Genomic DNA, 26,275 nt, shown 5'->3' with positions numbered 1-26,275 from the left:
ATGAGCGACATCACGCCCGTCATCCTGTCCGGCGGCTCCGGCACCCGCCTGTGGCCGCTCTCGCGCGAGGCCTATCCCAAGCAATTCCTGCCGCTGGCCGGCGAGCAGACCATGCTGCAGGCCACCTGGCACCGTGTCGCGGCCATCGCCGCACGCGGGCCGCTGGTGATCGCCAACGAGACGCACCGCTTCGTCGCCGCCGAGCAGCTGCAGCAGGCCGGCGCCGAGCCGCAGGCGATCATCCTCGAACCGGTCGGCCGCAACACCGCGCCGGCCATCGCCGTGGCGGCGCTGGAAGCCACCCGCGGCGGTGAGGACCCGCTGCTGCTGGTGCTGCCGTCGGACCACGTGATCGCCGACGAGGCCGCCTTCCACGCCGCCGTGCGCCAGGCCGCGGCGGCCGCGGCAACGGGCAAGCTGGTGACGTTCGGCATCGTCCCGACCGGCCCGGAAACCGGCTACGGCTACATCAAGGCCACACCCGGCAATGGCGCGCGCGCCGTCGAACGCTTCGTCGAGAAGCCCGACCTGGAGACCGCCACCGGTTACGTGGCCAGTGGCCAGTACCTGTGGAACAGCGGCATGTTCCTGTTCCGCGCCTCGCGCTATCTGGAGGAGCTGGCACGTTTCAATCCGGCCATGCTCGAACGCAGCCGCGGCGCCTGGGAAGGCGCGCGCCGCGATGCCGACTTCACCCGTCTCGATGCCGAAGCGTTCGCCGCGGTGCCGTCGGATTCGATCGACTACGCGGTGATGGAGAAGACCGCCGACGCGGTGGTGGTGGCGCTGGACGCCGGCTGGAACGACGTCGGCTCGTGGACCGCGCTGCGCGACGTCTCCACCCAGGACGGCGACGGCAATGCCCACCGCGGCGACGTGATCGCCATCGACTGCCGCAACACCTACGCCTACAGCGAACGGCTGGTGGCGCTGGTGGGCCTGGACGACGTGATCGTGGTGCAGACCGAGGACGCGGTGCTGGTCGGCAAGGCCGACCGCATGCAGGAGGTCAAGGACGTGGTGGCGCGGCTGAAGGCCGACGGCCGCAGCGAAGCCACCTGGCACCGCAAGGTCTACCGCCCGTGGGGCGCCTACGACTCGATCGATAACGGCGAGCGTTTCCAGGTCAAGCGCATCACGGTCAAGCCCGGCGGCACGCTGAGCCTGCAGATGCACCACCATCGCGCCGAGCACTGGGTGGTGGTCAGCGGCACCGCCGAGGTCACCCGCGGCGATGAAGTGCTGCTGCTCGGCGAGAACCAGAGCACCTACATCCCGCTGGGCGTGACCCATCGCCTGCGCAACCCCGGCAAGCTGCCGCTGGAGCTGATCGAAGTGCAGTCCGGCAGCTACCTGGGCGAGGACGACATCGTGCGTTTCGAGGATACCTACGGGCGCAGCTGAGGCGCCCTCCCGCACACAAAAAATCCCGGCCACTGGCCGGGATTTTCGCCTGTACTCGACGCGGGCTACATCAGGGTGCGGCGATCTCGGCCATCACCCGCTTCAACCCGTCCTGCCACGCCGGCAGCACGATGCCGAAATCCTGCTGCAGCCGGCGGTTGTCCAGCACCGACCACGCCGGGCGCCGGGCCGGCGTCGGGTACTCCGAGCTGGGAATGGCGTCCACCGCCGGCGCCTTCGCCAGCACACCGGCGGCCACCGCTTCGGCAAAGATCGCCTCGGCAAAACCATGCCAGCTGGTCTGTCCCGACGCGGTCAGATGCCAGGTACCGGACAGGCCGCCCGGGTGCCGCAGCGCCTGCGCGGTGACGTCGGCGATCAACGCCGCCGGCGTCGGCGTGCCGACCTGGTCGGCGACCACGCGCAGCTGCTCGCGCTCGGCGCCCACGCGCAGCATGGTGCGCAGGAAGTTGCCGCCGTGCGCGGCATACACCCACGCGGTGCGGAAGATCAGGTGGCGCCCGCCCGCGGCGCGCACCGCGTCCTCGCCATCGCGCTTGCTGGCGCCGTACACGCCCAGCGGCGCGGTCGGCGCGTCCTCGCGGTAGGGCGCGTTGCCCTGCCCGTCGAAGACATAGTCGGTGGAGTAATGCACCAGCGGCACGCCATGGGCGGCGCACCAGCGCGCGATCACGCCCGGCGCCTGCGCGTTGGCGCGGAACGCGGCTTCCGGCTCCTGTTCGGCGCGATCCACCGCGGTATAGGCCGCGGCGTTGACCACCATCGCGGGCCGCACGCGGTCCAGCAGCGCCGGCAGGCGGTCGGGCTGGTCGAAATCGGCCGTTTCGCAGGCGCTGCCGTCAGCCAGCGTGCCGCTGCGCGTGGCAGCCACCACCGTGCCCAGCGGCGCCAGCGCGCGGAGCAGTTCCCGGCCGACCTGGCCGTTGCCGCCGAACACCAGTACCGTCATGGGACGTACACCGGCAGCCGCTCCTGGGCGATGTCCTTCAGGAACGGCGCGTTCTCGTCCTTGGCCGAAAGCGTCGGCCCGCTGATCGGCCAGTCGACGGCGATGTCCGCATCGTTCCAGCGCACGCCGGCATCGGCCTCCTTCACGTAGACATCGGTGCACAGGTAGCTGAACACCGCGCGCTCGGACAGCACCGCGAAACCATGCGCGAAACCTTCCGGGATCCAGAACTGGCGGTGGTTCTCCGCGCTGAGCAGTACTGCTTCCCAGCGCCCGAAGGTCGGCGAGCCGCGGCGGATGTCCACGGCCACGTCGTAGACCTCGCCCTCGAGCACGCTCACCAGCTTGCCCTGCGGCCGCGGCCACTGGTAATGCAGGCCGCGCAGCACGCCCTTGACCGAGGTGGAGACGTTGCTCTGCACGAATTTCGTCGGCAGCCCGTGTTCGGCGAAACGCTCGGCGTTCCAGGTCTCGAAGAACATGCCGCGCGCGTCGCCGAACACCGCCGGCTCGATCACCACGCAGCCCGGCAGCGACGTCTGGATCACCTTCATGGCACCACTCCGCGCTGCAGCAGTTTCTGCAGGTACTGCCCGTAGCCGTTCTTGAGCAGCGGCGCGGCCAGCGCTTCCAGTTCGCCGGCGCCGATCCAGCCCTGCCCGTAGGCGATCTCCTCCGGGCAGCAGACCTGCAGGCCCTGGCGGGTCTGGATGGTCTCGATGAAGTTGGATGCCTCCAGCAGCGACTGGTGGGTGCCGGTATCGAGCCAGGCATAGCCGCGGCCCAGCTGCTCCAGGTACAGCGTGCCCGCGTCCAGGTAGCACTTGTTCAGGTCGGTGATCTCCAGCTCCCCGCGCGGCGACGGCCTGAGCGCGGCGGCGTAGTCGCTGGCATTGCCGTCGTAGAAGTACAGCCCGGTGACCGCGTAATTGGAACGCGGGTTCTCCGGCTTCTCGACCAGTCCCACGACCTTGCCTTCCTGGTTGAATTCGGCCACGCCGTAGCGCTCCGGGTCGTTGACCCAGTAACCGAACACGGTCGCGCCCGCGTCGCGGGCATCGGCGCGCTTGAGCGTGTCGCGCAGGCCGTGGCCGTGGAAGATGTTGTCGCCCAGCACCAGGCAGCTCGGCTTGCCGCCGACGAAGTCGCGGCCGATCAGGTAGGCCTGGGCCAGGCCGTCGGGACTGGGCTGGACCGCGTACTGGATGTCCATGCCCCACTGCGAACCGTCGCCCAGCAATGCCTGGAACAGGGCCTGCTCATGCGGGGTATTGATGATCAGCACCTCGCGGATGCCGGCCATCATCAGCACGCTCAGCGGGTAGTAGATCATCGGCTTGTCGTACACCGGCAGCAGCTGCTTGCTGACGCCCTTGGTGATCGGATACAGGCGCGTGCCGGAACCGCCGGCGAGGATGATGCCTTTGCGTTGGGTCATGTCGGGTCCTTGGCTTCAGGCGGAGGTGCCGATGCGCTGCAGGCGGTAGCTGCCGTCGAGCACGCCGTCGACCCACGCCTGGTTGTCCAGGTACCAGTCCACGGTGAAGGCGATGCCCTGCTCGAAGGTGTAGGCCGGTTCCCAGCCCAGTTCGTCCTTCAGCTTGGACGCGTCGATCGCGTAGCGGCGGTCATGGCCCGGGCGGTCGGCGACATGGGTGATCTGGCTGCTGCGCGGCTGGCCGTCCGCGCGCGGACGGCGCTGGTCCAGCAGCGCGCAGATGGCCTGCACCACCTCGATGTTCTGCTTTTCCGAATTGCCGCCGACGTTGTAGGTCTCGCCGACGCGGCCCTTGGCCAGCACGGTGCGGATCGCCTCGCAGTGGTCGGTGACGAACAGCCAGTCACGGACCTGCTTGCCATCGCCGTACACCGGCAGCGGCTCGCCGGCCAGCGCCTTGGCGATCACCAGCGGGATGAGCTTTTCCGGGAAGTGGTACGGGCCGTAGTTGTTGGAGCAGTTGGTGGTCAGCACCGGCAGCCCGTAGGTGTGGTGGAACGCGCGCACCAGGTGGTCCGAGGCGGCCTTGGACGCCGAGTACGGCGAGTTCGGCGCGTACGGGGTGGTCTCGGTGAACTTGCCGGTCTCGCCCAGCGTGCCGTAGACCTCGTCGGTGGAGACATGCAGGAAGCGGAAGGCTTCGCCCTTGCCGGCCGGCAGCGCCTTCCAGTAATCGCGCACCGCCTCGAGCAGGCCGAGGGTGCCGACCACGTTGGTCTGGATGAAGGCGCCCGGGCCGTCGATCGAACGGTCGACGTGGCTTTCGGCGGCGAAGTTCAGCACCGCGTCGGGCTGGTGTTCGGCCAGCAGGCGCTCGACCAGGGCGCGGTCGCCGATGTCGCCCTGCACGAAGACGTGCCCCGGGTTGCCCTCCAGGCTCGCCAGCGTGCGCAGGTTGCCTGCGTAGGTCAGGGCATCGAGGTTGACGACCTTGATGCCGCGGGCAACCGCCTCCAGCACGAAGTTGCCGCCGATGAAGCCGGCACCGCCGGTCACTAGCCAGGTGGGCACTATCTGTTCTCCTGTACCGTCCATTCGCCCGGATCCCAACGATCCAGGGCTTGCTCCAGGCGGCAAAGGATACAGGCTGCCCCGCTCCCTGCCTTGCCGCCACTGAAACGCGGGGAGCCGGCAGACCGGCGCCATGCGGGGGTCCGGGCAGGTATCCATACGCATTCGCACGGGGCTCCCCCACCCGCTAGAATCGGGGTTTTCCTCCGTCCGGCATTTGCCGCCGGCCCCCTGCAACCGAAGGATCCCGCAGCACATGAAAATCCTCGTCGCGTACAAGCGCGTGGTGGACTACAACGTCCGCATTCAGGTCAAGCCGGATGGTTCCGGCGTGGTCACCGACGGCGTCAAGCTCTCGCCGAATCCGTTCGACGAAATCGCGCTGGAAGAAGCCCTGCGCCTGCGCGACAAGGGCATCGCCACCGAAGTCGTGGTCGCCACCATCGCCCCGGCCGACGCCCAGGCGCACCTGCGCAACGGCCTGGCCATGGGCGCCAACCGCGCCATCCACGTGGTCACCGACCAGGCCATCCAGCCGCTGACCGCCGCCCGCACCCTGCTCAAGCTGGTGGAGAAGGAACAGCCGGACCTGGTCATCCTCGGCAAGCAGGCCATCGACGACGACGCCAACCAGACCGGCCAGATGCTGGCCACGCTGTGGGCGCGCCCGCAGGCCACCTTCGCCTCCAAGGTCGAGATCGCCGATGGCAAGGCCACGGTCACCCGCGAAGTCGACGCCGGCCTGGAAACGCTGGAAGTCGACCTGCCGGCGGTGATCACCACCGACCTGCGCCTGAACGAGCCGCGCTTCATCAAGCTGCCGGACATCATGAAGGCCAAGGCCAAACCGCTGGAGACCCTGCAGCTGGCCGACCTGGGCGTCGAAGCCGCCGATACGTTCAAGACCACCCATTACGCCGCCCCGGCCAAGCGCAGCAAGGGCGTGATGGTGAAGGACGCCGCCGAACTGGTGGCCGCACTCAAGCAGAAGGGGTTGCTGTAATGGCCAAGATTCTCGTCATCGCCGAACACCTGGACGGCAAGCTCAACAGCGCCGTCGCCAAGACCGTGTCGGCCGCGGCCGCCATCGGCGGCGACATCGACGTGCTGGTACTGGCCGCCGACCCGGCCGCCGTCGCCGCGCAGGCCGCGCAGATCGCCGGCGTCGGCAAGGTGCTGACCATCGCCAACCCGGCCAACGAACACGCCGTGGCGCAGGTGCAGGCCCCGCAGATCGCCAAGGCCGCCGCCGGCTACAGCCACGTGTTCGGTCCGTCCACCACCACCGGCAAGGACCTGATGCCGGCCGTGGCCGCCTTGCTGGGCGTCAACCAGGTTTCGGACCTGATGGCCGTCGACGGCCCGCATACCTTCAAGCGCCCGATCTACGCCGGCAACGCCATCATCACCGTCGAGGTGCCGGCCGACCAGGTGGTCGTGGCCACCGTGCGCGCCGCCTCATGGCCGGAAGCGGCCAAGGGCAACAACGCCGCGGTCGAAGCGATCAGCGTCGACGCCGCCCTGCCCGCCCACACCCGCTTCGTCGGCCTGGCCGCCGGCAAGAGCGACCGCCCGGACCTGCAGAGCGCCAAGCGCGTGGTCTCCGGCGGCCGCGGTGTCGGCTCGGAAGAGAACTTCAAGGTGATCTACCAGCTGGCCGACAAGCTCGGCGCCGCGGTCGGCGCCTCGCGCGCCGCCGTCGATGCCGGCTACGTGCCCAGCGACATGCAGGTCGGCCAGACCGGCAAGATCATCGCCCCGGAACTGTACGTCGCCGTCGGCATCTCCGGCGCCATCCAGCACCTGACCGGCATCAAGGACGCCGGCACCATCGTGGCCATCAACAAGGACGGCGACGCGCCGATCTTCGAGGTGGCCGACATCGGCCTGGTCGGCGATCTGTTCGCCCTCCTGCCGGAGCTGGAAGCGGCGCTCTGACGCCTCGCGGGGCGGCAACCGGCGCCGGTTGCCGCCACCGTCATGCCGCCCGGTTGCGCGGGCGCCTATACTTTCACGTCGCTGGGTCCGTTTCCGCACGGACGAGGGCATCCGCGCCCCCCAGGTCCGACCTCCCTGATCGATGGCGCCGAGGCCTTCCATTCCATGACCGCTGCCGCATTCCCCACCACGCCGCCGACCGAACTGTCGGTGGTCGTCCCCGTCTACGGCTGCGTGGGCTGCCTGGAGGAACTGGCCGACCAGGTCCAGGCGGCGGTGGAGGGCATGGGCGTCCCCTTCGAGATGATCCTGATCGACGACGCAAGCCCGGATGGCGCCTGGCGGCGCATCCAGGAACTGGCAGCCACCCGGCCATGGCTCACCGGCCTGCGGCTGTCGCGCAATTTCGGCCAGCATTCGGCCATTTCCGCCGGCATCGAACACGCGCGCGGGCGATGGACCGTGGTGATGGACTGCGACCTGCAGGACGTGCCCGCGGAAATTCCGCGGCTGTACCGCAAGGCAGTGGACGAGAGCTACGAGGTCGTTTTCGCCCAGCGCGTCGAACGCCAGGACACGCCGCTCAAGCGGCTGTCGTCGTGGGGCTTCTTCGCCACGCTGGGCTGGCTCACCGGCGTGCCGCAGGATCCGTCCACGGCCAACTTCGGCATCTTCCACCGCAAGGTCATCGACGCGGTCTGCGCGATGCCCGAGCGCGACCGTTCGTTCCCGTTGATGGTGAAGTGGGCGGGCTTCCGCACCGCCAAGCTGCCGGTCCGCCACCAGCAGCGCGCGGAGGGCGAATCGTCCTACACCCTGCGCCGGCTGCTGCGGCTGGCGATGAACATCGCGCTGGGCTACTCCGAGAAGCCGCTGCGCATGGTCGCCGGCACCGGTATTTTCTGCGCGCTGGTCGCCTTCGTGATGGTCGCCGTCAGCCTGCTGCGCTGGTGGGACGGCGACATCCAGGTGGCCGGATACACCTCCATCATCGCCGCCATCTGGCTGATCGGCGGCCTGATGATGTTCTCCATGGGCGTGGTCGGGCTGTACGTGGGCCAGGTGTTCCGCAACGTGCAGCGGCGCCCCTACTACATCGTCGCCGGCACCACCGCGGAGGCCGCGCATGACTGAGCTGTCGCTCCAGCATGAGGGTGCGCACCTCCAGGCGCGGCTGACCCCCTGGGACGAACGCGCGCTGGGTTTCGCCACCGCCGAGATCACCGACCTCGACGCGGAAAGCGCCGGGAGCGCTTCGCACCTGCTGGCCCAGGCCGAAGCGTGGGCCAGCGACCTGGGCGTGCGTTACCTGTTCGGCCGCGTCGACGGGAATGCGCACGTGCTGCGCGGCGCGCTGCTGGCAGGGGGGTTCCAGTTCGTGGAAACCTCGCTGACCGTCTCGCGCAGCGGCATGGGCAACCTGCCGCCGGTGCCGCGCGGCATGCTGCCGACCCTGCGCCCGGCTGTCGCCGACGATATTCCGCTGCTGCGCGGCATCGCGCACGACGATTTCGGCCATGGCCGCTTCCTCGAGGACCCGGCCATCGATCCGGCGCGCGCGCGCCAGCGCACCGCCAACTGGATCGAGGACCTGGTCAACGGCGGCCTTGCCTACACCGCCGAGTCGCGCGGCCGCGTAGTCGGTTTCCACGCAGAACGCGTGCACGCCGGCGAGCAGCGTGCCGAGCTCCTGCTCACGGGCGCGGCCGCGCCCTATGCGATGCTGGCGATGCCGCTGTGGGTGACGGCGCTCGAATCGCTGGCCGCACGCGACATCCAGCGCTGCACCACGCTGGTGTCGGCCGCCAATACCGGCATCCTCAACCTGTATGCGCGGCTTGGCTTCCAGTTCAACACTTCCCTCACTGGTTTCCGGAAATTCCTATGAACAACCCCTCCAACGAAGACCAGGTCGCCGCCGTGTTCGCCCGCGTGCTGGGCATCGACGCCGCCCAGGTCACCGACGAGCTGCGCTACAACACCATCCCGCAGTGGGATTCGATCGCCCACATGTCGGTGGTCGCCGCGCTGGAAGAAGCCTTCGGCGTGATGATCGACATGGACGACGTGATCGACATGAGCTCGGTCGGCAAGGCGCGCGACATCCTGCGCAAGCACGGCGCCGCGCTCTGACGATGGGTACCGCGGACGTCCCCGTCATCCTGGTCACCGGCGCCTCGCGCGGCATAGGCAGGGCCATCTGCGAACTGCTCGCCACGCAGGGCGCGCAGCTGGTGATGGTGGCGCGCGATGGCGAAGCGCTGCAGGCGCTGGCCGCGGACCTCGCCGCGCGCGGCGCGCCGGAGCCGATGGTCGCCGCGATCGACCTGGCCGACGCGGACGCGGTGGCGGGGTTGTTCAAGCAGGTGTTCAGCCGCTTCGCCCGCCTCGACGGCCTGGTGAACAACGCCGGCGTCCTGCACGAAGGCCTGCTCGGCATGATCCGCGCCGAGGACATCGACCGCGTGCTGGCGGTGAACGTGAAAGCGCCGCTGATGACCATGCAGTACGCGGCACGGCTGATGGCGCGCGCGCAGCGCGGCAGCATCGTCAACCTGGTATCGATCATGGGCGTCAACGGCGCGGCGGGCCTGAGCCTGTACGCGGCCAGCAAGGCCGCCCTGGTCGGGGCGACGCGCTCGGCCTCGAAGGAACTGGCCGCCAAGGGGATCCGCGTCAACGCGGTCTCGCCCGGCTTCATCGACACCGACATGACCCGCGCCATGCCCGAGGCCGCCCATGCCAGGCGCGTGGCGTCGATCGGCATGGGCCGCGCCGGCACGCCGCGCGAGGTCGCCGAACTGGTCGCGTTCCTGCTCGGCGACCAGTCGACCTACGTCACCGGCCAAGTCATCGGCATCGACGGACAGATGGTGGTCTGAATGCGGTTCTGGCAGTTGCCCCATGGAGAGCGCACGGCCCTGGTCGAAGGATCGCGCACGCTCAGTTACCTCGAACTGGCCACACTGGCCGATGAACTCGCGACCCGGCTTCCGCCCGGCCGCGGCATGGGCATCCTGGCGATGCCCAGCACGATCGAAGCCGTGGCGCTGTACCTGGGCGCGCTGCGCAGCGCGCGCCAGGTGCCGCTGCTGGTGCAGGCCGATACCGATCCGGAACTGCTGGCGGCCCTGGTCGCCCGTTACGCCCCGGAGTGGATCGCGACGCCCGGCCCGGCACCACGGGGATACACGACGACGTACGCCGGCGACCGCCTGGGCATCCACGTCCGCGACGCCGGCCCCGGCGGGGCCGCGCCGCACCCGGACCTGGCGGTGCTGTTGAGCACGTCCGGCAGTACCGGCTCGTCGAAGCTGGTGCGCCTGTCGGCGCAGGGACTGGCCAGCAACGCCGCCTCGATCGTCGCCTACCTCGGCCTGACCGCCGACGACCGCGCCATCACCACCTTGCCGCTGGCCTATTCCTTCGGCATGTCGATCCTCAACAGCCACCTCGGCTGCGGCGGTTGCGTGGTGCTCAGCGAAGACAGCCTGATGACGCGCGAGTTCTGGGACGCGGCGCGCGGCAACGCGGTCACCTCGCTGTCCGGCGTCCCGGCCACCTACGAGATCCTGCGTCGCATGGGCCTGGCGCGGCTGCAGCTGCCCAGCCTGCGCATGCTGACCCAGGCCGGCGGGCGCCTGCGCGACGAGCTGGTGGGGCATTTCGCCGAATCGGCCCGCGACCATGGCCTGCAGTTCTTCGTGATGTACGGCCAGACCGAAGCTTCGCCGCGGATCAGCTACGTACCGCCGGAACGCCTGCTGGACAAGGTCGGCAGCATCGGCATCCCGGTCCCCGGCGGCCGCATGCACGTCGACGCCGGCAGCGGCGAACTGGTGTACGAAGGCCCCAACGTGATGATGGGATACGCCACCTCGCGCGCGGAACTGGCGGGCGCCGACGAACAGCACGGCGTGCTGCGCACCGGCGACCTCGCCCGCGTCGACGCCGACGGCTTCCACTACATCACCGGCCGCGCCAAGCGCTTCCTGAAGATCTCCGGCAACCGCGTCAACCTGGACGAGGTCGAAGCCATGCTGTCGGCCGCGCTGGGCCGGCAGATCGCCTGCTCCGGCAGCGACGACGACCTGGTGGTGTTCAGCCACGGCGGCGAGGCGGCCGCGCAATACGAGGTCCGCCGCCTGGTGCAGGCGCGCTACAAGCTGTTCGGCGGGCTGGTGCGCTGCATCCACCTGGAGGCCTTGCCGTTGCTGTCCAACGGCAAGACCGATTACCCGTCGCTCCGGCAGCTGGCCGGGGAAGGAACCGGAAAGTGAACATGGCACCCACGGCGCCGCAGGCCTCGGCCGCGCTGGACGTCGATGTCTTCGGCCTGGATCGCCAGGCCAAGCGCGAATGGCTGCTGCACGGGCTGCAGTCGCTCACCCGCCACCACCACGCGCATTGCGCGCCCTACGCGGCGATGCTCGACGCGCTCTGGCAGGGCGGCGCGGCCGACAGCCTCGAGGCGCTGCCGTGGTTGCCCGTGCGGCTGTTCAAGCAGCTGGACCTGAAGAGCGTCCCCGACGACCAAGTGCTGCGCACGCTGGTGTCCAGCGGCACGACCGGCGCGGCGGTATCGCGCATTTTCCTCGACGCCGAGACCGCACGCGCGCAGACGCGCGCCCTGACGCGGATCTTCTCCCACTTCGCCGGCAACCGCCGCATGCGCATGCTGGTGGTCGACGACGACAGCTTCCTGCGCGACCGCAGCCGCTTCAACGCGCGCGCGGCCGGCATCCTGGGCTTCTCCAACTTCGGCCGCGATCATCTTTACCTGCTCGACGAACAGCTGCAGCCCGACTGGGACGCGCTGGCGCAGTGGTTGTCCAGGGCGCCCGAGGAACCGGTACTGCTGTTCGGATTCACCTTCATCGTCTGGCAGTCGTTCGTCCAGGCCGCGCGGCGCGACGGGGTGGAGCTGCGCTTCCCGGCCGGCAGCATGCTGGTGCATGGCGGCGGCTGGAAGAAGATGGACGAACAGAAGGTCGACAACGCCGCCTACAAGGCCGCGCTGTCCGCCGCGTTCGGCATCGAACGGGTGCACAACTACTACGGCATGGTCGAACAGGTCGGATCGATCTTCTTCGAATGCGAACACGGGCACCTGCACGCGCCGGCCTACGCCGACGTCATTATCCGCGACCTGCAGGATCTTGCCCCGGTCGAGAACGGCACCATCGGCGCGATCCAGGTACTGAGCCTGCTGCCCGGCAGCTATCCCGGGCACAGCCTGCTCACCGAGGACCTGGGCGTGATCCATGGCGAGGACGACTGCTCCTGCGGGCGCCCGGGCAAGCATTTCGGCGTGCTCGGCCGCATCAGGAACGTTGAAGTACGTGGCTGCAGCGACACAAGGACGGTACCGACCGCATGACCCGCATCCTGTTCTCCGTCGACGGCGACGCGCCGCTCGATGCGCAGCTGTCCCGCCTCGCCGGCCTGGCGCCATTGCCGCCGTTCAGCGCGCAGGCGCGCGCCTTCGTGGCCGACTTCGCGCGCCGGGTGTTCGCCCTGCCGGTGCTGCGCGAGCATCCCGAACTCGCCACCCTGGCCCACTGGTTCCGGCCGGCGGCGCTGGAACATCTTTCCCGCCGCCTGCAGACGCCGGCCAACGAGCACCTGCTCGCGCGCGGCCTGGTATTCCACCTCGCGCCGGCCAACGTCGATGTGCTGTTCGCCTACGCCTGGCTGATGTCGGTGCTCGCGGGCAACCGCAACGTCGCGCGCCTTTCGCAGAAGCCGAGCGCGCAACGCGAGGCGCTGGTTTCGATCCTGCACGCGATGCAGGCCGAAGGCCTGCACGGCGAAGTCCTGCAGCGCAGCGTGCTGCTGACCTATCCGCACGACGATGCGGTGACCACGCTGCTGTCGCGCCATTGCCACGCGCGCATCATCTGGGGCGGCGACGCGACCGTGGCCAAGATCCGCTCGCTGCCGCTGGCGCCGCTGGCGCTGGAACTGGCCTTCCCCGACCGGTTCGGCGTGGCGGCCATCGACGCCGCGGCGGTCGCCGCGGCCGAGGACGTTGAACTGCAGCAGCTCGCGCACCGCTTCATCAACGACGTGCTCTGGTTCGGCCAGCAGGCCTGTTCCTCGCCGCGCACGCTGTACTGGGTCGGCACGGCGGACACGGTGGACGCCGCGCGCGCGCGCTTCTGGCCGGTCGTGCGCGCGCAGTCGGGGCTGGTCGCGGACGAACCCGCCGCGCTGATGGCCCGGGTCACCGATGCGCACCTGATGGCGGCGCTGGCGCCGGGCGTACACGCCAACGGCGCGCTGGGCAGCTACCCGCTGACCCTGGACGCCGACCGTGCCGACGGACGCCTGCGCGAACTGCAGAGCGGGCACGGGCTGGTGGTGGATGTCCGGCTCGGGTCGCTGGCCGAGCTCGCCCCGCAGCTGGACGACCGCGACCAGACCCTGGTCCAGCATGGCTTCTCCCGCCAGGCGCTGGTCGCGCTGCTGGACCGGCTCGGCAACCGCGCGCTGGACCGCATCGTGCCGTTCGGCCGCGCGCTGGATTTCCATCCGGTCTGGGACGGCACCGACCTGCTGGACGTGCTGACCCGCAAGATCACCCTGCCTGGAAACTGACCCGATGAGCTATGTATTCATCGCCCTCACCATCCTGCTGACCGTCTACGGCCAGCTGATCCTGAAATGGCAGGTGGGCGTGCACGGGCACCTGCTGGCGGCGCCGCTGCAGCCGTTGAACCTGGTGCAGCTGCTGCTCAAGCCGTGGGTGATCTCCGCCTTCGCCGCGGCATTCGGCGCATCGCTGTGCTGGATGGCGGCGATCAGCAAGATGCCGATCAGCCGCGCCTATCCGTACATGGCGATCAACTTCTTCCTGGTCGCGCTGCTGGCCGTGGCGATCTTCCACGAGCAGCTGGACGGCTACAAGATCGCCGGCACGCTGATCATCATGCTGGGCGTGGTCGTGCTTTCGCGATCGGTCGCCTGACACCACCTCAACGCACTCCGCGAGGCCTCCCTTGATTCCCTTCAACAAGCCTTTCATGACCGGCCGCGAGCTGTGGCACATCGCCCAGGCGCACGCCAACGGCCACCTGTCCGGCGATGGCCAGTTCACCAAGCGCAGCCACGCGTGGCTCGAGCAGCGGACCGGCGCGCAGCGCGCGCTGCTTACCCACAGCTGCACCGCCGCGCTGGAAATGGCCGCCCTGCTGCTCGACCTGCAGCCCGGCGATGAAGTGATCATGCCGTCCTACACCTTCGTCTCCACCGCCAACGCCTTCGTGCTGCGCGGTGCGGTGCCGGTGTTCGTGGACGTGCGCGAGGACACGCTGAACCTGGACGAGCGCCTGGTCGAGGCCGCGATCACCCCGCGTACCCGCGCCATCTGCGTGGTCCACTATGCGGGCGTGGCCTGCGAGATGGACACGCTGGTGGAGATCGCCGCCCGCCACGGGCTGGCCATCGTCGAGGACGCGGCGCAGGCCATCATGTCCACCTACAAGGGGCGCCCGCTGGGCACCATCGGCGAACTGGGCGCGCTGAGTTTCCACGAGACCAAGAACATCATCTCCGGCGAAGGCGGCGCGCTGCTCTGCCGCGACGCGCGCTTCGGCGAGCGCGCCGAGATCCTGCGCGAGAAGGGCACCAACCGCAGCCGCTTCTTCCGCGGCCAGGTCGACAAGTACACCTGGGTGGACGTGGGATCGTCGTTCCTGCCCGGCGAGATCACCGCCGCGTTCCTGTGCGCGCAGATCGAGGAAGCCGACCAGATCACCGCGCGCCGCCTGGCAATCTGGGAGCGCTACCACCAGTGGGCCGCGCCGCACGAGAAGGCCGGCCGGCTGCGCCGTCCGGTCGTCCCGGCCGACTGCGAGCACAACGCGCACATGTATTACATGCTGCTGCCCGACCTCGAAGCGCGCACCCGCTTCATCGCCGGGATGAAGGCCCGCGGCGTGCAGACGGTGTTCCACTACATCCCGCTGCACTCGGCGCCGGCAGGCCTGCAAACCGCGCGCACGCACGGCGAGTTGCGCAACACCGACGCACTCAGCGAGCGCCTGGTGCGCATGCCGTTGTGGATCGGCGTGGAGGAACACCTCGATGCGATCTTCGCCGCCGCCGACGACGTGCTCGCATGAACGAGGCGACGGTTCCGGTCCCGGGTTCGGCCCGGGCCTACCTGCAATCCCTGCCCGCCCGGCTGGCCGCATCGACCCCGCGCCAGCGCCTGCAGGGCGTACTGCTGCTGGCCGCCGGCCTGTTGCTGCTGTTGCTGCTGGCCGTCCCCTACGACCGGCAGGCGCTGGTCGTCACCGTGGAAAGCGCCGAGCCCGGCCAGTTGCAGGTCTACTTCGACACGGGCGGCGGCCTGTCCGAATCGCTCTCGACCACGCTGACCTACCCCGCCGGCCAGACCGAACTTCGCTACCGGCTGCCGCGCGGCAACGTCCGCGGCCTGCGGCTGGATCCAGCCCCCGGCGCCGCGCCGATCGTGTTCGCCCGCATAGCGGCCGCCGGTACCAACCCGCATGAAGCGCGCGTACTGGCCGACCCCCTGCAGCTGCAAGGCCCGCAGATCGCGCGCGACGGGACCGACGAGCACGGCCACGCGCGTTTCCTGGTTGCCGAAGGCGCCAACGACCCCCAGCTGCCGGTCGCGCTGGAAATTCCCCTGCCGAGCAATACCGGCATCGCGCCGGCCGCATGGACGGCCCTGTGGTGGGGTTTTTGGCTCTGCCTGCTGGGCGTGGCCGGCCTGCGGTTCCTCCGCCTGTCCAGGCCGACCTTGGCCTTGGCGCTGGTCGCGCTCGGTCTGTGTTCGGCCATGGCGATGTTCTCGCCGACCAATGGCCGCTCCCTGCATCCGGATGAACGCCTGCATGAGGCCGATGCCCGCTACTTCCAGCGGCACTGGGCCCCGCCGAGGATGGATGCCCCCGACCTGGTCCCCAGCTTCACCACCAGCCCCTACGGCGTGACCTACCTGTCCGAGTGGAACGTGGTGTACCTGTTCGCCGGCAAGGCATCGCGCCTGTTCCGCGAGCTGGGCATGAACGAGATACTCTCCTTCCGCGCCTTCAACCTGGCGATGTTCGCGCTCATGCTCGTGGGCCTGGTGGCGGTCGGGGCGCCACGGGGGAGCTATATCCCGCTGCTGGTGACGCCACAGCTCTGGTACGTGTTTTCCTACTTCAACGGCGATGCCCTGCCCTTCGCGCTGGGCATGCTGGCCTGCGTGGTCGCGCTGATGCCGGATGGCCCGCTGCAGCGCTTCCTGCAGCGGCGGGGGCCGTTCGACACGGCGACACTGGGGCACATGCTGCTGTTCTGCACCTGCTTCGGTCTGCTGTTGTTGTCCAAGAAGAACTACTGGCCGGTTGCCGCCTTCATCGCACTGTCCATGTCGGTGGTGGCGCTGCGCCTGCGCGCCGGCCTCGTGCTGGCGCTGGTCACGCTCCTGTTGCTGGGAGTCGCGGCCAACGGCGCCGGCGCCGCGCTCGCGGCGGCCGTGGGCCAGGGCATGCTTGGCCTGGCGGGCGTGCTGGCCGTAGTCGCGCTGGGCTATTGCCTGTATTCGGCCTGGACGCTGCTGCGCGAACCGGACAGCCGGCGCGGCGTCGGCCGGATCGCCATCGTGCTCGCGCTGGCGGCAGCCGTGGCGCTGCCCTGGATCGGCGCGGACGCCTACAAGCACCGTGGCGAACCGGGCAAATCGGCGCTGATCGAGCAACAGCGCGAACGCTACGCGGCCCCTGCCTTCAAGCCGTCGGTGGCCGACAGCCTGGTCGAGCAGTATCCGGGACTGCGCCTGCAGGAAAAGGGCATCCCCCTTGGGGGCCTGTTGGACGCGCCGAGGACGTGGCATACGACGACCTTCCGCAGCTTCTTCGGCGTCTACGGGTACATGGAGTACTACGATGCCGGCATCGTTTACCGGGCCATGGGCTGGGGCGTGTCCGCACTCCTGCTGCTGGCGTTGGGCTGGGGCCTGGCGACGCGCACGCTGACCGTCGCCGAGGTAATCGCCAGCGCCGGCTGCGCCGCCGCCCTGGTGCTCGCCTCGTTCCTGCACAGCTGGGTGTACGACTTCCAGCCGCAGGGGCGCTACGTCCTGGGCATCCTGGTGATGATGATGCCCTTCTTCATTCGGACCGGGGAATCGCCGCGCGCCAGGCAGCTGTTCACCGCCGCGGCGCTGTTCCTTTTCCTCCTCTCGGCCGCCTCGTTCACCCGCATCGCATTGCCGCACCTGACCTGACGCAGGGTTGCAGCACGCAGCGCTACGCGCATGCGTCGTACCGGGATGCAAGAGACACGCGCCGCGTTCCAAGCGGAACGCCGCAGCAACGACAGGAGGGGCGGCGCAACGCCGCCCCTCCTTCCGGCATCAGGACTCCAGCACGAATGGCTGGGTCAAGGAGAGGTTGGGGTTGTAGGCTGGGTCACGCTGCAGCGCCTCGCCCCAGCGTTCCTGCATGAACGCCACCTCGGACATGAACCTGGCCTGCTTCACCGGATTGTCTTCAAGGCCACGCGACGCCGATTCGTGGTGGTACAGCTCGGCGAACGGCGTCCACAGGTTGCGGTATCCCTTCTCGCGGATGCGCAGGCACAGATCGACATCGTTGAAGGCCACCCGCAGGCGCTCGTCCAGTCCACCGACCTCTTCGTAGACCGAGCGCCGCACCAGCAGGCAGGCGGCCGTCACCGCCGACAATTCCTGTGCAAGCAGCATGCGCCCGAAGTACCCCTGGCTGCCGCGCGGATGGCGGCTGCCGACATGGCCCGCCACCCCGCACAGGCCGACCAGCACGCCGGCATGCTGGATGGTGTCGTCCGGGTAGTAGAGCATCGCGCCCACCGCGCCCACGTCCGGGCGCATCGCATGGGCGACCATCTCCTCCATCCAGTCGGCGGAGATCACCTCGATGTCGTTGTTGACCAGGCCGATGACCTCGCCGCGCGCCTGGGCCACGGCGAAATTGTTGATCGCCGAATAATTGAACTCGCCTGGATAGGACAGGACCCGCACGTTCGCGAGCCCGGAGATCCGGGCGAAGTATTCCAGCGTCTCGGGCTCGACCGAACCGTTGTCCACCACCAGGATCTCGTAGTCCGGATAGGTGCTGCGCTCGAGGATGCTGTCCACGCACATGCGCAGCAGGTCCACGCGGTCGCGGGTGGGAATGACCAGGCTCACCTTCGGCGCAGGCACCGGCACCGGCCGCTTCACCCGCATCATGCTGGCCGGGAGAATGCTCACCTCTCCCGCCTGCCCGGTGCGTTGCAGGTGCTCCTCGACCGCGCGGCGGCCGGCGACCACCGCGTAGTTCTTCTCGCCGGCGGCCAGTGCGGTCGAGCCCTGGATCGCGCGCCAGTGGTACAGGACACGCGGGATGTGCACGATCTGCCCGGGCGCGATGCGCTCGACGCAGCGCAGCGCCAGGTCCCAGTCCTGCGAGCCTTCCAGCCCCTTGCGGAAGCCGCCGAGCTCGCGCACCAGCGGCAGCGAATACACGCCAAGATGCGAAATGCAGTTCTGGCCCAGGAACAGGTCGTAGTTCCAGTCCGCCTTGAAGTAGGGATCGAAGCGCCGGCCGTCCTCGTCGATCTTGTCCTCGTCGCTGTAGATCAGCTTGGCATCCGGCGCGCTGCAGGCCGCCTCGGCGACCAGCAGCAACGCTTCGGCGTGCAGCTCGTCGTCGTGGTCGAGCAGCACCATGTACTCGCCCGTGGCCACCTCCAGCGCCGAGTTGGACGACTCGGAGATATGCCCGTTCTTCTGCCGGTAGACGACCTTGATCCGTCGGTCGCGCCGCTGGTATTCCTCCAGCACCCTGCGCACGTGCGGCGACGGCGAGGCGTCGTCGGAGACGCACAATTCCCAATCCGGATAGTGCTGCTCGATCACGCTGTCCAGCGCGCGCCGCAGCCAGCGTTCCGGCGCCTCGTAGACCGGCATGACCACCGACAGCAACGGCCGGCGCGGCAACGCGGCAAGGCGCGCGGCGACATCGGCCGGGCTCGACACCGGTTCATTCCGGCCGATCCACCGGGCGTAATCGCTGGATAGCCGGGATTGCAGCGCCCGATAGTCAATCAGGCATTGTTGGCGCACGGCACCCAAACCAGCGGTGATTCCGGTCACCAGCATCGACCAAGACAACCTGGTTCCATTGGCCAAGCCACCACCGCGCGCGTGGTGCACACCTCGCATCATGTGCATCCACGCAGCCGGACGTGTGACAGGCCGCAGGCGGACGTCCATATCGAAACAGGCATCCTCATCGCTGGGGTCAAGCCGCAGAGAACGCAGGCCAGCCGCCAGATACACAACAGTTTCACTGCGGCCTGCAGCATCGTAGGGAAGCAGCCCGATACGCTCGGAATCTTGAGTGCCGCAGCCATGGCAGGGGTACAGGCAAGGATTCGCCAACCGCCCCTCATACACTCGGCCATCGATCGTCAACACATACCAGCCCGGCGGAACAAAAGCTTCCGACATCTGCGGACCGGCCATCCGTAGATTGAACTGCGGATCGCGTTGACTGCTCCGCCACCGTCCGTTCGAGGATAACGCCACGTTGGCTGTGGGCTCGACCAGCACTTTCCAGCCCGCAGCGCGCTGTGCGCTGCGGAGCTTTCTCGCACGCCACTGTCGGCCCAGGCGATAAAGCACCGGCCGGTCGGAACGCTGCTTGAGCTCCATCAACACGCCCGACAACACACCAAGTTGGGAAGCAAGGGCGTCATGGCGGGCCATATGCGACGCCATTGTCTGCCGCAAGAGCTCGACCTGTGCGGCGTGCGCCTGCTGCATAAAATCGAATTGCCTAGCATGCGCCTGCTGCGCATAGTCGGCAAGAGATGCCTGCCCCTGCATGAAACCTGCTGCTCGGTCCTCGACGGTCTTCTGCAGGACTTCCATACGCTCCAGCTGCCGGGAATGCCGCATGGCGGCAGCTTCGTCGGCGACGGCGAAAGCGGTCAGCCGCCGGAACCGCAACTCCACTTCGACCGGATGTCCCGTGGTCCGCAGATGCTCCAATCCGGCCAGGTCAAGCTCCATCCACGGATCATCGTCATCGCTGGCCCAGGCAACCTGGTCGCCGACAGACGGAGCGAGACGATGCTCGTGCATCACTTTCACGCGCGCCGGCAGATCGGTTACCGTCTGCCCACCAATGCGCAGCTCGACGACGGCATAGGCGCCCGCCTGGCTTTCCGGATCGAAACGCAGCCGGTCCATCGGCAGCGCCGGTTCGACCACGAACGCGGCATGTGCGATACCGTCGGCGGCCATCGTGGCATGCGCGGCCAGCATCCCGTCTTCGCTGTAGCTCCCGTCGTTGCTGCGCAGGTACAAGCGAGACGCGGACGCGGGGAGTGCAGCCATCGGAGGCGCGTTCCACGCATTGGCCAGCCCCAGCCCTTCACTCCATGCAGGGACATGACGCTGCCGATCCAGATCGATCGCCGACAGCGCGGTATCCAATGCCGCTTCGTAACCGCGCCGGGAAGCCTCGAAGCGCGGCCTGATCTCGTCGAACACCGCCGGCAGTTCGTCGGCTTCGCCATGCGCAGCGGACTGGATGCAGCGATAGACAGCGACCGCATCCGGATCGAGCGCGAACTCTTCCGTGGCTCGGTGATTGCGTAGTTGGGCGTCCAGGAACCCATCCACCGCTGCAGTGGAAACGGGATCCGCGGGCACGGGTCCCATTCCAAAGGCGGCATGGCAGCGTGCGATCTGGGTACGCCAATCGTCAATGAGGTCCTCATAGGTCAGGAACACGCGGCTGGCGTCGCGCGTGGCCTGTTCGGCCTCCATCTGGTAGGCCATCGACAACAGGCCGGCCCGATAGTCGGACATACTTCCCCTGCGCCGCAGCGAGGCGGCCACCTCCACCGGATGCCGTGCGATGAAAGCGAAATGCGCGTTCACTCCCATTTCCGCGAACAGCTCGCGCCACAGTGGCACAAACCGGCACAGGCGCGGATCCTTGATCACGGCCGTTTCGCCATCGGCCATCAACGCCATCAATATCTCCCGCAACTCCGAGCGCGCCTGGCGTGTGGCGGGCCGCTGCAGCCAGCCTTGGGGCAGCGCGCGCAGATCCTGCCAATCCATGCCGAAGCTGGCGAACAGGCGATCGTGCACCGCGACCACCTGGTTGTGCTCGAAGTAGCCCTTGGGATTGTCGTCAACCACCGCGGGCAGCAGATCGTCTCCCAGGCTGAAGCCGAGCATGCTGAAGGTTCCGGCCAAGGCCGACGTACCGCTGCGATGCATGCCGAGCACGATCAGCGCACCCGGTTCTGCAGTTCCTGTTTTCATGAAAAAACCTTCCGTATCTGGACTGCGGCGCGCGATGGCCGGCTTACCGTCCGGGTCATTCTACCGGGGCACATGCCGACGGCATGCGACCGCCACGCCCTACCAGCGGATACCGTGGCCTTCCGCCTGGTCGCGCAGCTCGCGCCTGAACAAGCGGCTGTAGAAGCGCCAGCGGAATCCTCCGCGGCGCAAGCGCCGGTAATCGCCCTCGAACACCCGCGGATAGTCCACCTGCGCCGGCGCCTGCAGCCCCAGGAAATCCCACACCTGGCGCATGGTCGCGTCCGGCAGGTCGGCCAGTCGCTCGTTGCGCAGCACCAGCACCTGCTCGCGAGGAAAATGCCGGTAAAGCACGTCCAGCTGGCGCGCATAATCGCCGCGCAGCCGATAGCTGTGGTGGCGCAAGGGCGATTGCCATGCGAAGTCATCCATGTGTCCGCGCAGGCGCAATCGCTCCAGCAGCATCGACAACCAGAATGGCCAGGTTTCATCGCCACGGCCCGACTCCATGCTGTGCTGCGAAAGCGCGCGTTCCAGTGGATGTCGCAGGATGACCACCCACTTCATCGCAGGGTTGTAGCGGGCGATGCGGCCGACCAGGACGGGATGGAGGATATAGATCGGCGTCGCGTCGCCCGCCAGCACTTCTGCTCCATCCGTGTCGAAATGCCCGGCGTACACATGATCGACATTTTCCTGTGTCCAGGCTTCGTCGAAACCAGGATCGTCGAAAACATGTGCTTCCTTGTTGCGTGGCAGCGCCACCTGCGGATGCGCGCCGACATAGCGCGCCAGCGCCGTGGTGCCTCCCTTCTGCACACCACCGATCACGAAGCTGACACGGGGGCCGCTCACGTCTCCCCCTGCAGCACATCCAGCGCGCTTGCCACGTCGTCGCTTCCATAGAAGCGCCGCCACGGGCCTTCGTGCCGGTGCAGTCGCTCGGCGTAACGACGACACGCGTCAGCGTCGTACAGCCTGCTCGCATTGCGGCTGTGCAGGGCCAGCAGAGGTACGCCCACTCCCGTCGCGGAGGCGAGGGCCTGGCCGGCGGTGGCGACCACCTGCTCGTAGCGCACGATGCGCTCAGCGGACAGATGACGGTAAAAGCGCGAGAACAGCCAGTCCAGAAGGTGCAGCTGGCGTTCCAGCACGTCCGGCTCGGCGTCCAGCCGGGTCGCCAGCTCCGGGTCCAGCCGCTCCCCGGCAGGCAACCTGCCACCGGTCACCGGAAGATCCACCGAGTTCCAGGAGGCAAGCACGGCCAAGGGGTTGCGCACTACGGCGTAGCACTCGAACTCCCGCACCAGTGCCGGGAGCAGGGCAGTGAACGCGGCGTTGTGCTTGATGACCAGGCTGAACTCGCCGGACAGGGCCTTTTCGACCCGGATGTCCCCAAGTTGCGCCGTTCTTATGCGCAGCCCGTCGGTGCCGACGTCGCTCCCGAACGGGTTGTCCGGAACCCGGCCATCGACCTGCTGGCTGGTTGCGGTTCCAGATTCGAGCAGGCTGGCGCGCGACGCGGCGAAGAAATCCCGGATCGCGGAAACCGCTGCTGCGTGCTGCACGGGCAACTCGTGCACCGGCATCGGTTCGAACAGGGCCACCGTATCCGGCGCCTGCCCCAGCAGACTGCAACACAGGGTGGTCCCGGAGCGGGGCACGCCCGTCAGGATGATGTTCCGAGGCTTCAAGGCTCGTTATTCTCCATGTTCTTCATGACCTGCGCGAAGCGTTCGCGCTCGTTGGCCTGGCCGTATGCGCCCGCCGTTTCCCTTCCTCCCCGCCGCAGGTGCGCCGCGATCCCGGGCAGCACGGCGTGCTCGACGGCATGCGCAAGCGCCTGCGGCTCGGCAACCGACAGGATGCAGTTGCCGCCATCTCGTGCGTATTCGCGTGACCCGATGCAGTCCGTCATCACGACCGGTACGCCAAGCGCCATCGCTTCCAATGCCGGCAGGTAGAAGCCCTCTGCTGCATGCGGCAAGGTCACCACCACCGCAGCGGCGGCCACCTTTTCCAGGTACTCCAGGCGGGGTATCCATTCGTCGCACACATCCACCCGCATTCCACGGAGATGCAACTCCTCCGCAAGCGCCCGGGCGAGCCCTGGGGCCTTCAATCCCGCGATCAGCACGCGCCCGACCTCTTCCCGGGAAGATCGCGCCACCAGGTTTTCCGGCAGATCCAGTGCCGCGGGTATGACGGTGACGGGGCCGTTGACCTCATCGGTCGCCAGGATGGACTCTGCCACCGGGTGGCTCACGCAGATGCGATGCGCGGGAGCTCCGAGGAATGCACGCAATGGGTGGCCCGCCCAGCCGTGGCGCACGTGCTGGATCAGATTGATGACCGGACGTGGAGGATTTCGGCGACCGGACAGTGCCATCCAGTCCATGCCTGCAAGGAACAGCAGGTCGAACGCATCCGGATTCCATTCCCGTTCGATCCGCTCGGGCAGACTCATCCATGGATTGGATCCGTCGCGAAGCGACGCCGGTGTCAGATGGACGCGCGCATCCCACCCCAATGCCAGCGCATGCCGGAAGTAGTCCCAGACCTTGCCATGCCCCCCCGTGTAGCCGAGGAAGTCACGGTGGAACAGCATCCGCCCGCCTCTCATGGCTTGATTCCGATCTCCATGGGAACAGGAAAGAGCCCCGTGAAAAGCTCCCGGCTGTCGTCCACGACCTCGAACGACAGCCAGCCTTCCTGCCTCGACAGCACCACGGTCTGTTCGATGGAGAGGGAATCCACAACGCGCATGCGCAGCCGATAGATGCCCTGCTGGAACAACGCATTGAAACCAACGTCGACCGTGACGTCCTCCGCACCAACCGGCAACGGCACCCGCCGTCCGGTCAGTTGGAGGCCACGGCCATCCAGCACATCGAAGATCAGACCCGGATGGGCGATATCCGCCCGCCGCCGTACGACGAAGCGCAGCCGCAGGCGTTCACCATGCCGCACCGAGACATGCCGGACTTCATTGATGCTGGCCTCCAGAACGCGCGCATCGTCCAGTCCATAGCCACCGTCGATCCGTATCAGCTCGTCGGACCCGCGATCCTGCTGCGAGGCCAGTACCCGCTTGTGGGTGCGGTGAAGATACTCGGTGATCACCTCGTCCGGCAGCCCCTCCAGCACGATGTTCCCCTTCTCCAGCAGCATCGCACGATGGCAGAAGGCCTTGACCGCGTTGAGGTCATGGCCGACGAAAAGCAAGGTGGTGCCGCGCGAAAGTATCTGATCGATCCGTGCCATGGCCTTGGCCTGGAAGGCGGCGTCGCCAACGGCCAGGGCCTCGTCGACGATCAGGATGTCGGGGTCGGTATGGACCTGGACGGCGAAGGCCAGCCTCAGTGCCATGCCCGAGCTGTAGGTCTTCACGGGTTCGTCGATGTAATCGCCGATGTCCGCGAAAGCAATGATGTCGTCCATCCGTTCGCGCACCTGGGCGGACGTCAGGCCCAGGATGGCGGCATTCACCCGCACGTTCTCGCGCCCGGTCAACTCCGGGTTGAATCCCGACCCCAGCTCCAACAGCGCCGCCACTCGGCCATTGACCTGCACAGTACCCGCGCTGGGTTCAAGCACACCGGCCACGATCTGCAGCAGCGTGCTCTTGCCGCTGCCGTTGTGCCCGACGATGCCCAGCGCTTCACCCCGCTGCAGACTGAAGCTGACTCCGTTCAGCGCCTGGTGATAATGGAGATGGAGATCCGCCCGCTTCCGGAGCCAGCGCGCCAGCCACGGCATTGCCCGCTCCACGATGCCGGAGAAGCGATAGAACAAGGGCACCCAGAGCCGGCTCGCAGGCGTTGCCCACAGGCGGTACTTCTTTTCGATGCCACTCAGCGTCAGCGCGGGAGGGGGGGGAGTCATTCAATGGTGCCACAGCAGGTAGCGGGACAGGATAACGCCCTCGGCTCCAGCCCGCATCCGGACCAGGCAACGTGCGGATATCATTCAACATCCATCCATCAATGACCGCAGGAGTACCCCTGATGCCCTTCTTTTCCACGGGCCTGATCGGCCTGATCGCAAGTACCGCCGGTGCAGCGGTTCCGGCCACCAGTCCGGTACAACAAGCCCAGCTTCAGCATCTGGAGCTGGCCCGGATGCAACTCATTGATGATCGATGCCACTGGCTGGATCCCACCAGCCGTGCCGCGCTGGACGCTACCGAAGCCGAACGCCGTGCCTGGCTCCGCGAAGCGGCACCCGGGCAAAGTGCCTCAGCCGCCGACATCGCCGCCAATGCGGATCGGGCCAAGGCAGTGAACTGCACGAGCAGCGGCGACGCGGTTGCAGTCCGCTATGGCGCCTGGCAGATGCGGGTCACCTGGACGCTGAGGGCATACGCCCTGCTCGACGGCAAGGATCGGCCTGCCTGGTTTGTGCAGCAAAGCCCCGTGCGCCTACACCGGGGAGCGCTTGAAGAAACGCTTGCTGCGCTGAATGGAAAATACGGCGCAGCCATTGCCAACAGCCTCCCGGGCATCGAGAGCGAAGCCAGGCAGATGCTGGCGGCGTACTGCCCGAACAAGCCGCAGCGTTGCGAGAGCTCTGCCCCGACGCATGGCAAGGACTATGCGGGGGTGTGGGTCCAGCAATCGGCCAGATTCGCGGCCGCGCTGGCTGCCGATCCGGTCAAGCTCCCACCGCTCCCGCAATAACAATCCCGACCCGCGTTTCCAGTCGGTTAAGGGACGTCAACCGGCAACGGGCTGCCTTCAGTCCGTTGCACCAAGGCCACGCGGATCGAAACCTCTTGGCACGCAGTGGGTGGCAGGACTGGACAGGCAGTACTACTGACAACCGCCGGCAGCACTGAGCCCCCCCCCCACGCTACGAGGCGACGCGGGATGGGGGATCGCTCCTCTACATCTCCGACAGGTTGAGCGCCTCGCGGCTGAACGGGCGATCTACAACCGCTCGGACTTCGAATTCGAAGACGGTTCCGCGTCACTGCCCGGCATGACCGGAAGCGCTGCGACTGCTCTCCCGATCACGATCCACCACCACTCATGACTGCATCTGCGCGAGGCATCTCGTAGACAAGTCATTGGTCTGCGGGATCGCCGCGATCCATGAGTGCATCCCGGCATCAGGGAATCCTGGTCTT

Annotated in this window: 23 protein-coding genes; 14 read left to right on the top strand and 9 right to left on the bottom strand. The window is 67.9% G+C overall.

Annotated features, from left to right (window positions below):
• Nucleotides 1–1,404: a mannose-1-phosphate guanylyltransferase/mannose-6-phosphate isomerase gene (locus tag ABTV91_RS05435; RefSeq protein ID WP_433853587.1), complete on the top strand. Its 1,404-nt coding sequence runs from the start codon at nt 1–3 to the stop codon at nt 1,402–1,404.
• A 70-nt stretch (nt 1,405–1,474) separates the two neighbouring features.
• On the opposite strand, the gene rfbD is transcribed toward ABTV91_RS05435, so the two are convergent.
• The 4 genes from rfbD to rfbB are packed head-to-tail and all read right to left on the bottom strand — an operon-like array spanning nt 1,475 to nt 4,883.
• The gene (gene rfbD / locus ABTV91_RS05430; RefSeq protein WP_433853586.1) at nt 1,475–2,374 is read right to left on the bottom strand and encodes a dTDP-4-dehydrorhamnose reductase; all 900 of its coding nucleotides are present in this window, start codon (nt 2,372–2,374) and stop codon (nt 1,475–1,477) included.
• Nucleotides 2,371–2,928, bottom strand: coding sequence for a dTDP-4-dehydrorhamnose 3,5-epimerase (gene rfbC, locus ABTV91_RS05425; RefSeq protein WP_433853585.1), 558 nt, complete (start codon nt 2,926–2,928; stop codon nt 2,371–2,373). The genes rfbD and rfbC overlap by 4 nt, the downstream gene beginning before the upstream one ends.
• On the bottom strand, nt 2,925–3,812 hold the full coding sequence (rfbA, locus tag ABTV91_RS05420) for a glucose-1-phosphate thymidylyltransferase RfbA (protein WP_433853584.1): 888 nt from the start codon (nt 3,810–3,812) through the stop codon (nt 2,925–2,927). Before rfbA ends, rfbC begins: the two co-directional genes overlap by 4 nt.
• A gap of 15 nt (nt 3,813–3,827) precedes the next feature.
• Nucleotides 3,828–4,883, bottom strand: coding sequence for a dTDP-glucose 4,6-dehydratase (rfbB, locus tag ABTV91_RS05415; RefSeq protein ID WP_433853583.1), 1,056 nt, complete (start codon nt 4,881–4,883; stop codon nt 3,828–3,830).
• A 256-nt stretch (nt 4,884–5,139) separates the two neighbouring features.
• Between rfbB and ABTV91_RS05410 the strand changes: the two genes are divergently transcribed.
• The 12 genes from ABTV91_RS05410 (at nt 5,140) to ABTV91_RS05355 (ending at nt 17,067) form a co-directional block, all read left to right on the top strand.
• Entirely contained in the window at nt 5,140–5,886 is a 747-nt protein-coding gene (locus ABTV91_RS05410; protein WP_057627298.1) for an electron transfer flavoprotein subunit beta/FixA family protein, read from the top strand.
• Nucleotides 5,886–6,821: an electron transfer flavoprotein subunit alpha/FixB family protein gene (locus ABTV91_RS05405; protein WP_433853582.1), complete on the top strand. Its 936-nt coding sequence runs from the start codon at nt 5,886–5,888 to the stop codon at nt 6,819–6,821. Before ABTV91_RS05410 ends, ABTV91_RS05405 begins: the two co-directional genes overlap by 1 nt.
• 165 nt (nt 6,822–6,986) lie before the next feature.
• Nucleotides 6,987–7,955 carry a glycosyltransferase family 2 protein gene (locus ABTV91_RS05400; protein WP_433853581.1) on the top strand — a complete coding sequence of 323 codons (969 nt, stop codon included), beginning with the start codon at nt 6,987–6,989 and terminating at the stop codon, nt 7,953–7,955.
• Nucleotides 7,948–8,709, top strand: coding sequence for a GNAT family N-acetyltransferase (locus tag ABTV91_RS05395; protein WP_433853580.1), 762 nt, complete (start codon nt 7,948–7,950; stop codon nt 8,707–8,709). The genes ABTV91_RS05400 and ABTV91_RS05395 overlap by 8 nt, the downstream gene beginning before the upstream one ends.
• Nucleotides 8,706–8,954 carry an acyl carrier protein gene (locus ABTV91_RS05390; protein ID WP_433853579.1) on the top strand — a complete coding sequence of 83 codons (249 nt, stop codon included), beginning with the start codon at nt 8,706–8,708 and terminating at the stop codon, nt 8,952–8,954. The genes ABTV91_RS05395 and ABTV91_RS05390 overlap by 4 nt, the downstream gene beginning before the upstream one ends.
• 2 nt (nt 8,955–8,956) lie before the next feature.
• Nucleotides 8,957–9,703, top strand: a complete 747-nt coding sequence (locus tag ABTV91_RS05385) for an SDR family NAD(P)-dependent oxidoreductase (RefSeq protein WP_433853578.1) — start codon at nt 8,957–8,959, stop codon at nt 9,701–9,703.
• Complete coding sequence (locus tag ABTV91_RS05380; protein WP_433853577.1) at nt 9,704–11,101, top strand: AMP-binding protein; 1,398 nt, start codon at nt 9,704–9,706, stop codon at nt 11,099–11,101. It abuts the gene before it with no gap.
• Nucleotides 11,102–11,103: 2 nt separating this feature from the next.
• Nucleotides 11,104–12,201, top strand: a complete 1,098-nt coding sequence (locus ABTV91_RS05375; RefSeq protein WP_433853576.1) for an acyl-protein synthetase — start codon at nt 11,104–11,106, stop codon at nt 12,199–12,201.
• Nucleotides 12,198–13,421 carry an acyl-CoA reductase gene (locus tag ABTV91_RS05370; protein WP_433853575.1) on the top strand — a complete coding sequence of 408 codons (1,224 nt, stop codon included), beginning with the start codon at nt 12,198–12,200 and terminating at the stop codon, nt 13,419–13,421. Before ABTV91_RS05375 ends, ABTV91_RS05370 begins: the two co-directional genes overlap by 4 nt.
• Before the next feature lie 4 nt (nt 13,422–13,425).
• Complete coding sequence (locus ABTV91_RS05365; RefSeq protein WP_433853574.1) at nt 13,426–13,791, top strand: EamA family transporter; 366 nt, start codon at nt 13,426–13,428, stop codon at nt 13,789–13,791.
• Nucleotides 13,792–13,822: 31 nt separating this feature from the next.
• Entirely contained in the window at nt 13,823–14,947 is a 1,125-nt protein-coding gene (gene rffA, locus ABTV91_RS05360; protein WP_433853573.1) for a dTDP-4-amino-4,6-dideoxygalactose transaminase, read from the top strand.
• On the top strand, nt 14,944–17,067 hold the full coding sequence (locus ABTV91_RS05355; protein WP_433853572.1) for a hypothetical protein: 2,124 nt from the start codon (nt 14,944–14,946) through the stop codon (nt 17,065–17,067). The genes rffA and ABTV91_RS05355 overlap by 4 nt, the downstream gene beginning before the upstream one ends.
• 129 nt (nt 17,068–17,196) lie before the next feature.
• On the opposite strand, the gene ABTV91_RS05350 is transcribed toward ABTV91_RS05355, so the two are convergent.
• The 5 genes from ABTV91_RS05350 to ABTV91_RS05330 form a co-directional block, all read right to left on the bottom strand.
• A complete protein-coding gene (locus ABTV91_RS05350) occupies nt 17,197–21,147 on the bottom strand; it encodes a glycosyltransferase (protein ID WP_433853571.1) in 3,951 nt (1,316 codons plus the stop codon).
• Between the two features lie 99 nt (nt 21,148–21,246).
• Entirely contained in the window at nt 21,247–22,002 is a 756-nt protein-coding gene (locus tag ABTV91_RS05345) for a sulfotransferase family protein (RefSeq protein ID WP_433853570.1), read from the bottom strand.
• A complete protein-coding gene (locus tag ABTV91_RS05340) occupies nt 21,999–22,841 on the bottom strand; it encodes a hypothetical protein (protein ID WP_433853569.1) in 843 nt (280 codons plus the stop codon). The genes ABTV91_RS05345 and ABTV91_RS05340 overlap by 4 nt, the downstream gene beginning before the upstream one ends.
• Entirely contained in the window at nt 22,838–23,755 is a 918-nt protein-coding gene (locus tag ABTV91_RS05335) for a glycosyltransferase (protein WP_433853568.1), read from the bottom strand. The genes ABTV91_RS05340 and ABTV91_RS05335 overlap by 4 nt, the downstream gene beginning before the upstream one ends.
• Nucleotides 23,756–23,766: 11 nt before the next feature.
• The gene (locus tag ABTV91_RS05330; protein WP_433853567.1) at nt 23,767–25,032 is read right to left on the bottom strand and encodes an ABC transporter ATP-binding protein; all 1,266 of its coding nucleotides are present in this window, start codon (nt 25,030–25,032) and stop codon (nt 23,767–23,769) included.
• A 122-nt stretch (nt 25,033–25,154) separates the two neighbouring features.
• On the opposite strand from ABTV91_RS05330, the gene ABTV91_RS05325 reads away from it, so the two are divergent.
• Complete coding sequence (locus ABTV91_RS05325) at nt 25,155–25,826, top strand: hypothetical protein (RefSeq protein WP_433853566.1); 672 nt, start codon at nt 25,155–25,157, stop codon at nt 25,824–25,826.
• Nucleotides 25,827–26,275: the final 449 nt, after the last annotated feature.

The sequence above is a fragment of the Stenotrophomonas nitritireducens genome (assembly GCF_050984405.1).
In the GTDB taxonomy this organism is placed as follows: domain Bacteria; phylum Pseudomonadota; class Gammaproteobacteria; order Xanthomonadales; family Xanthomonadaceae; genus Stenotrophomonas; species Stenotrophomonas nitritireducens_B.
Note: the sequence above shows the minus strand (reverse complement) of the source record. Positions and strands in the feature narration are given on the sequence as shown.

Excerpts from the sequence above, each read along its gene's own strand:
- ABTV91_RS05370 (WP_433853575.1), top strand. The coding sequence starts at position 12,198 with ATGACCCGCATCCTGTTCTCCGTCGACGGCGACGCGCCGCTCGATGCG.
- ABTV91_RS05330 (WP_433853567.1), bottom strand. The coding sequence starts at position 25,032 with ATGACTCCCCCCCCTCCCGCGCTGACGCTGAGTGGCATCGAAAAGAAG.
- ABTV91_RS05355 (WP_433853572.1), top strand. The coding sequence starts at position 14,944 with ATGAACGAGGCGACGGTTCCGGTCCCGGGTTCGGCCCGGGCCTACCTG.
- ABTV91_RS05405 (WP_433853582.1), top strand. The coding sequence starts at position 5,886 with ATGGCCAAGATTCTCGTCATCGCCGAACACCTGGACGGCAAGCTCAAC.
- rfbC (WP_433853585.1), bottom strand. The coding sequence starts at position 2,928 with ATGAAGGTGATCCAGACGTCGCTGCCGGGCTGCGTGGTGATCGAGCCG.
- ABTV91_RS05365 (WP_433853574.1), top strand. The coding sequence starts at position 13,426 with ATGAGCTATGTATTCATCGCCCTCACCATCCTGCTGACCGTCTACGGC.
- ABTV91_RS05410 (WP_057627298.1), top strand. The coding sequence starts at position 5,140 with ATGAAAATCCTCGTCGCGTACAAGCGCGTGGTGGACTACAACGTCCGC.
- ABTV91_RS05395 (WP_433853580.1), top strand. The coding sequence starts at position 7,948 with ATGACTGAGCTGTCGCTCCAGCATGAGGGTGCGCACCTCCAGGCGCGG.
- ABTV91_RS05325 (WP_433853566.1), top strand. The coding sequence starts at position 25,155 with ATGCCCTTCTTTTCCACGGGCCTGATCGGCCTGATCGCAAGTACCGCC.
- ABTV91_RS05375 (WP_433853576.1), top strand. The coding sequence starts at position 11,104 with ATGGCACCCACGGCGCCGCAGGCCTCGGCCGCGCTGGACGTCGATGTC.
- rfbA (WP_433853584.1), bottom strand. The coding sequence starts at position 3,812 with ATGACCCAACGCAAAGGCATCATCCTCGCCGGCGGTTCCGGCACGCGC.
- rfbD (WP_433853586.1), bottom strand. The coding sequence starts at position 2,374 with ATGACGGTACTGGTGTTCGGCGGCAACGGCCAGGTCGGCCGGGAACTG.
- ABTV91_RS05380 (WP_433853577.1), top strand. The coding sequence starts at position 9,704 with ATGCGGTTCTGGCAGTTGCCCCATGGAGAGCGCACGGCCCTGGTCGAA.
- ABTV91_RS05400 (WP_433853581.1), top strand. The coding sequence starts at position 6,987 with ATGACCGCTGCCGCATTCCCCACCACGCCGCCGACCGAACTGTCGGTG.
- ABTV91_RS05435 (WP_433853587.1), top strand. The coding sequence starts at position 1 with ATGAGCGACATCACGCCCGTCATCCTGTCCGGCGGCTCCGGCACCCGC.
- ABTV91_RS05335 (WP_433853568.1), bottom strand. The coding sequence starts at position 23,755 with ATGCTGTTCCACCGTGACTTCCTCGGCTACACGGGGGGGCATGGCAAG.
- ABTV91_RS05385 (WP_433853578.1), top strand. The coding sequence starts at position 8,957 with ATGGGTACCGCGGACGTCCCCGTCATCCTGGTCACCGGCGCCTCGCGC.
- ABTV91_RS05350 (WP_433853571.1), bottom strand. The coding sequence starts at position 21,147 with ATGAAAACAGGAACTGCAGAACCGGGTGCGCTGATCGTGCTCGGCATG.
- ABTV91_RS05390 (WP_433853579.1), top strand. The coding sequence starts at position 8,706 with ATGAACAACCCCTCCAACGAAGACCAGGTCGCCGCCGTGTTCGCCCGC.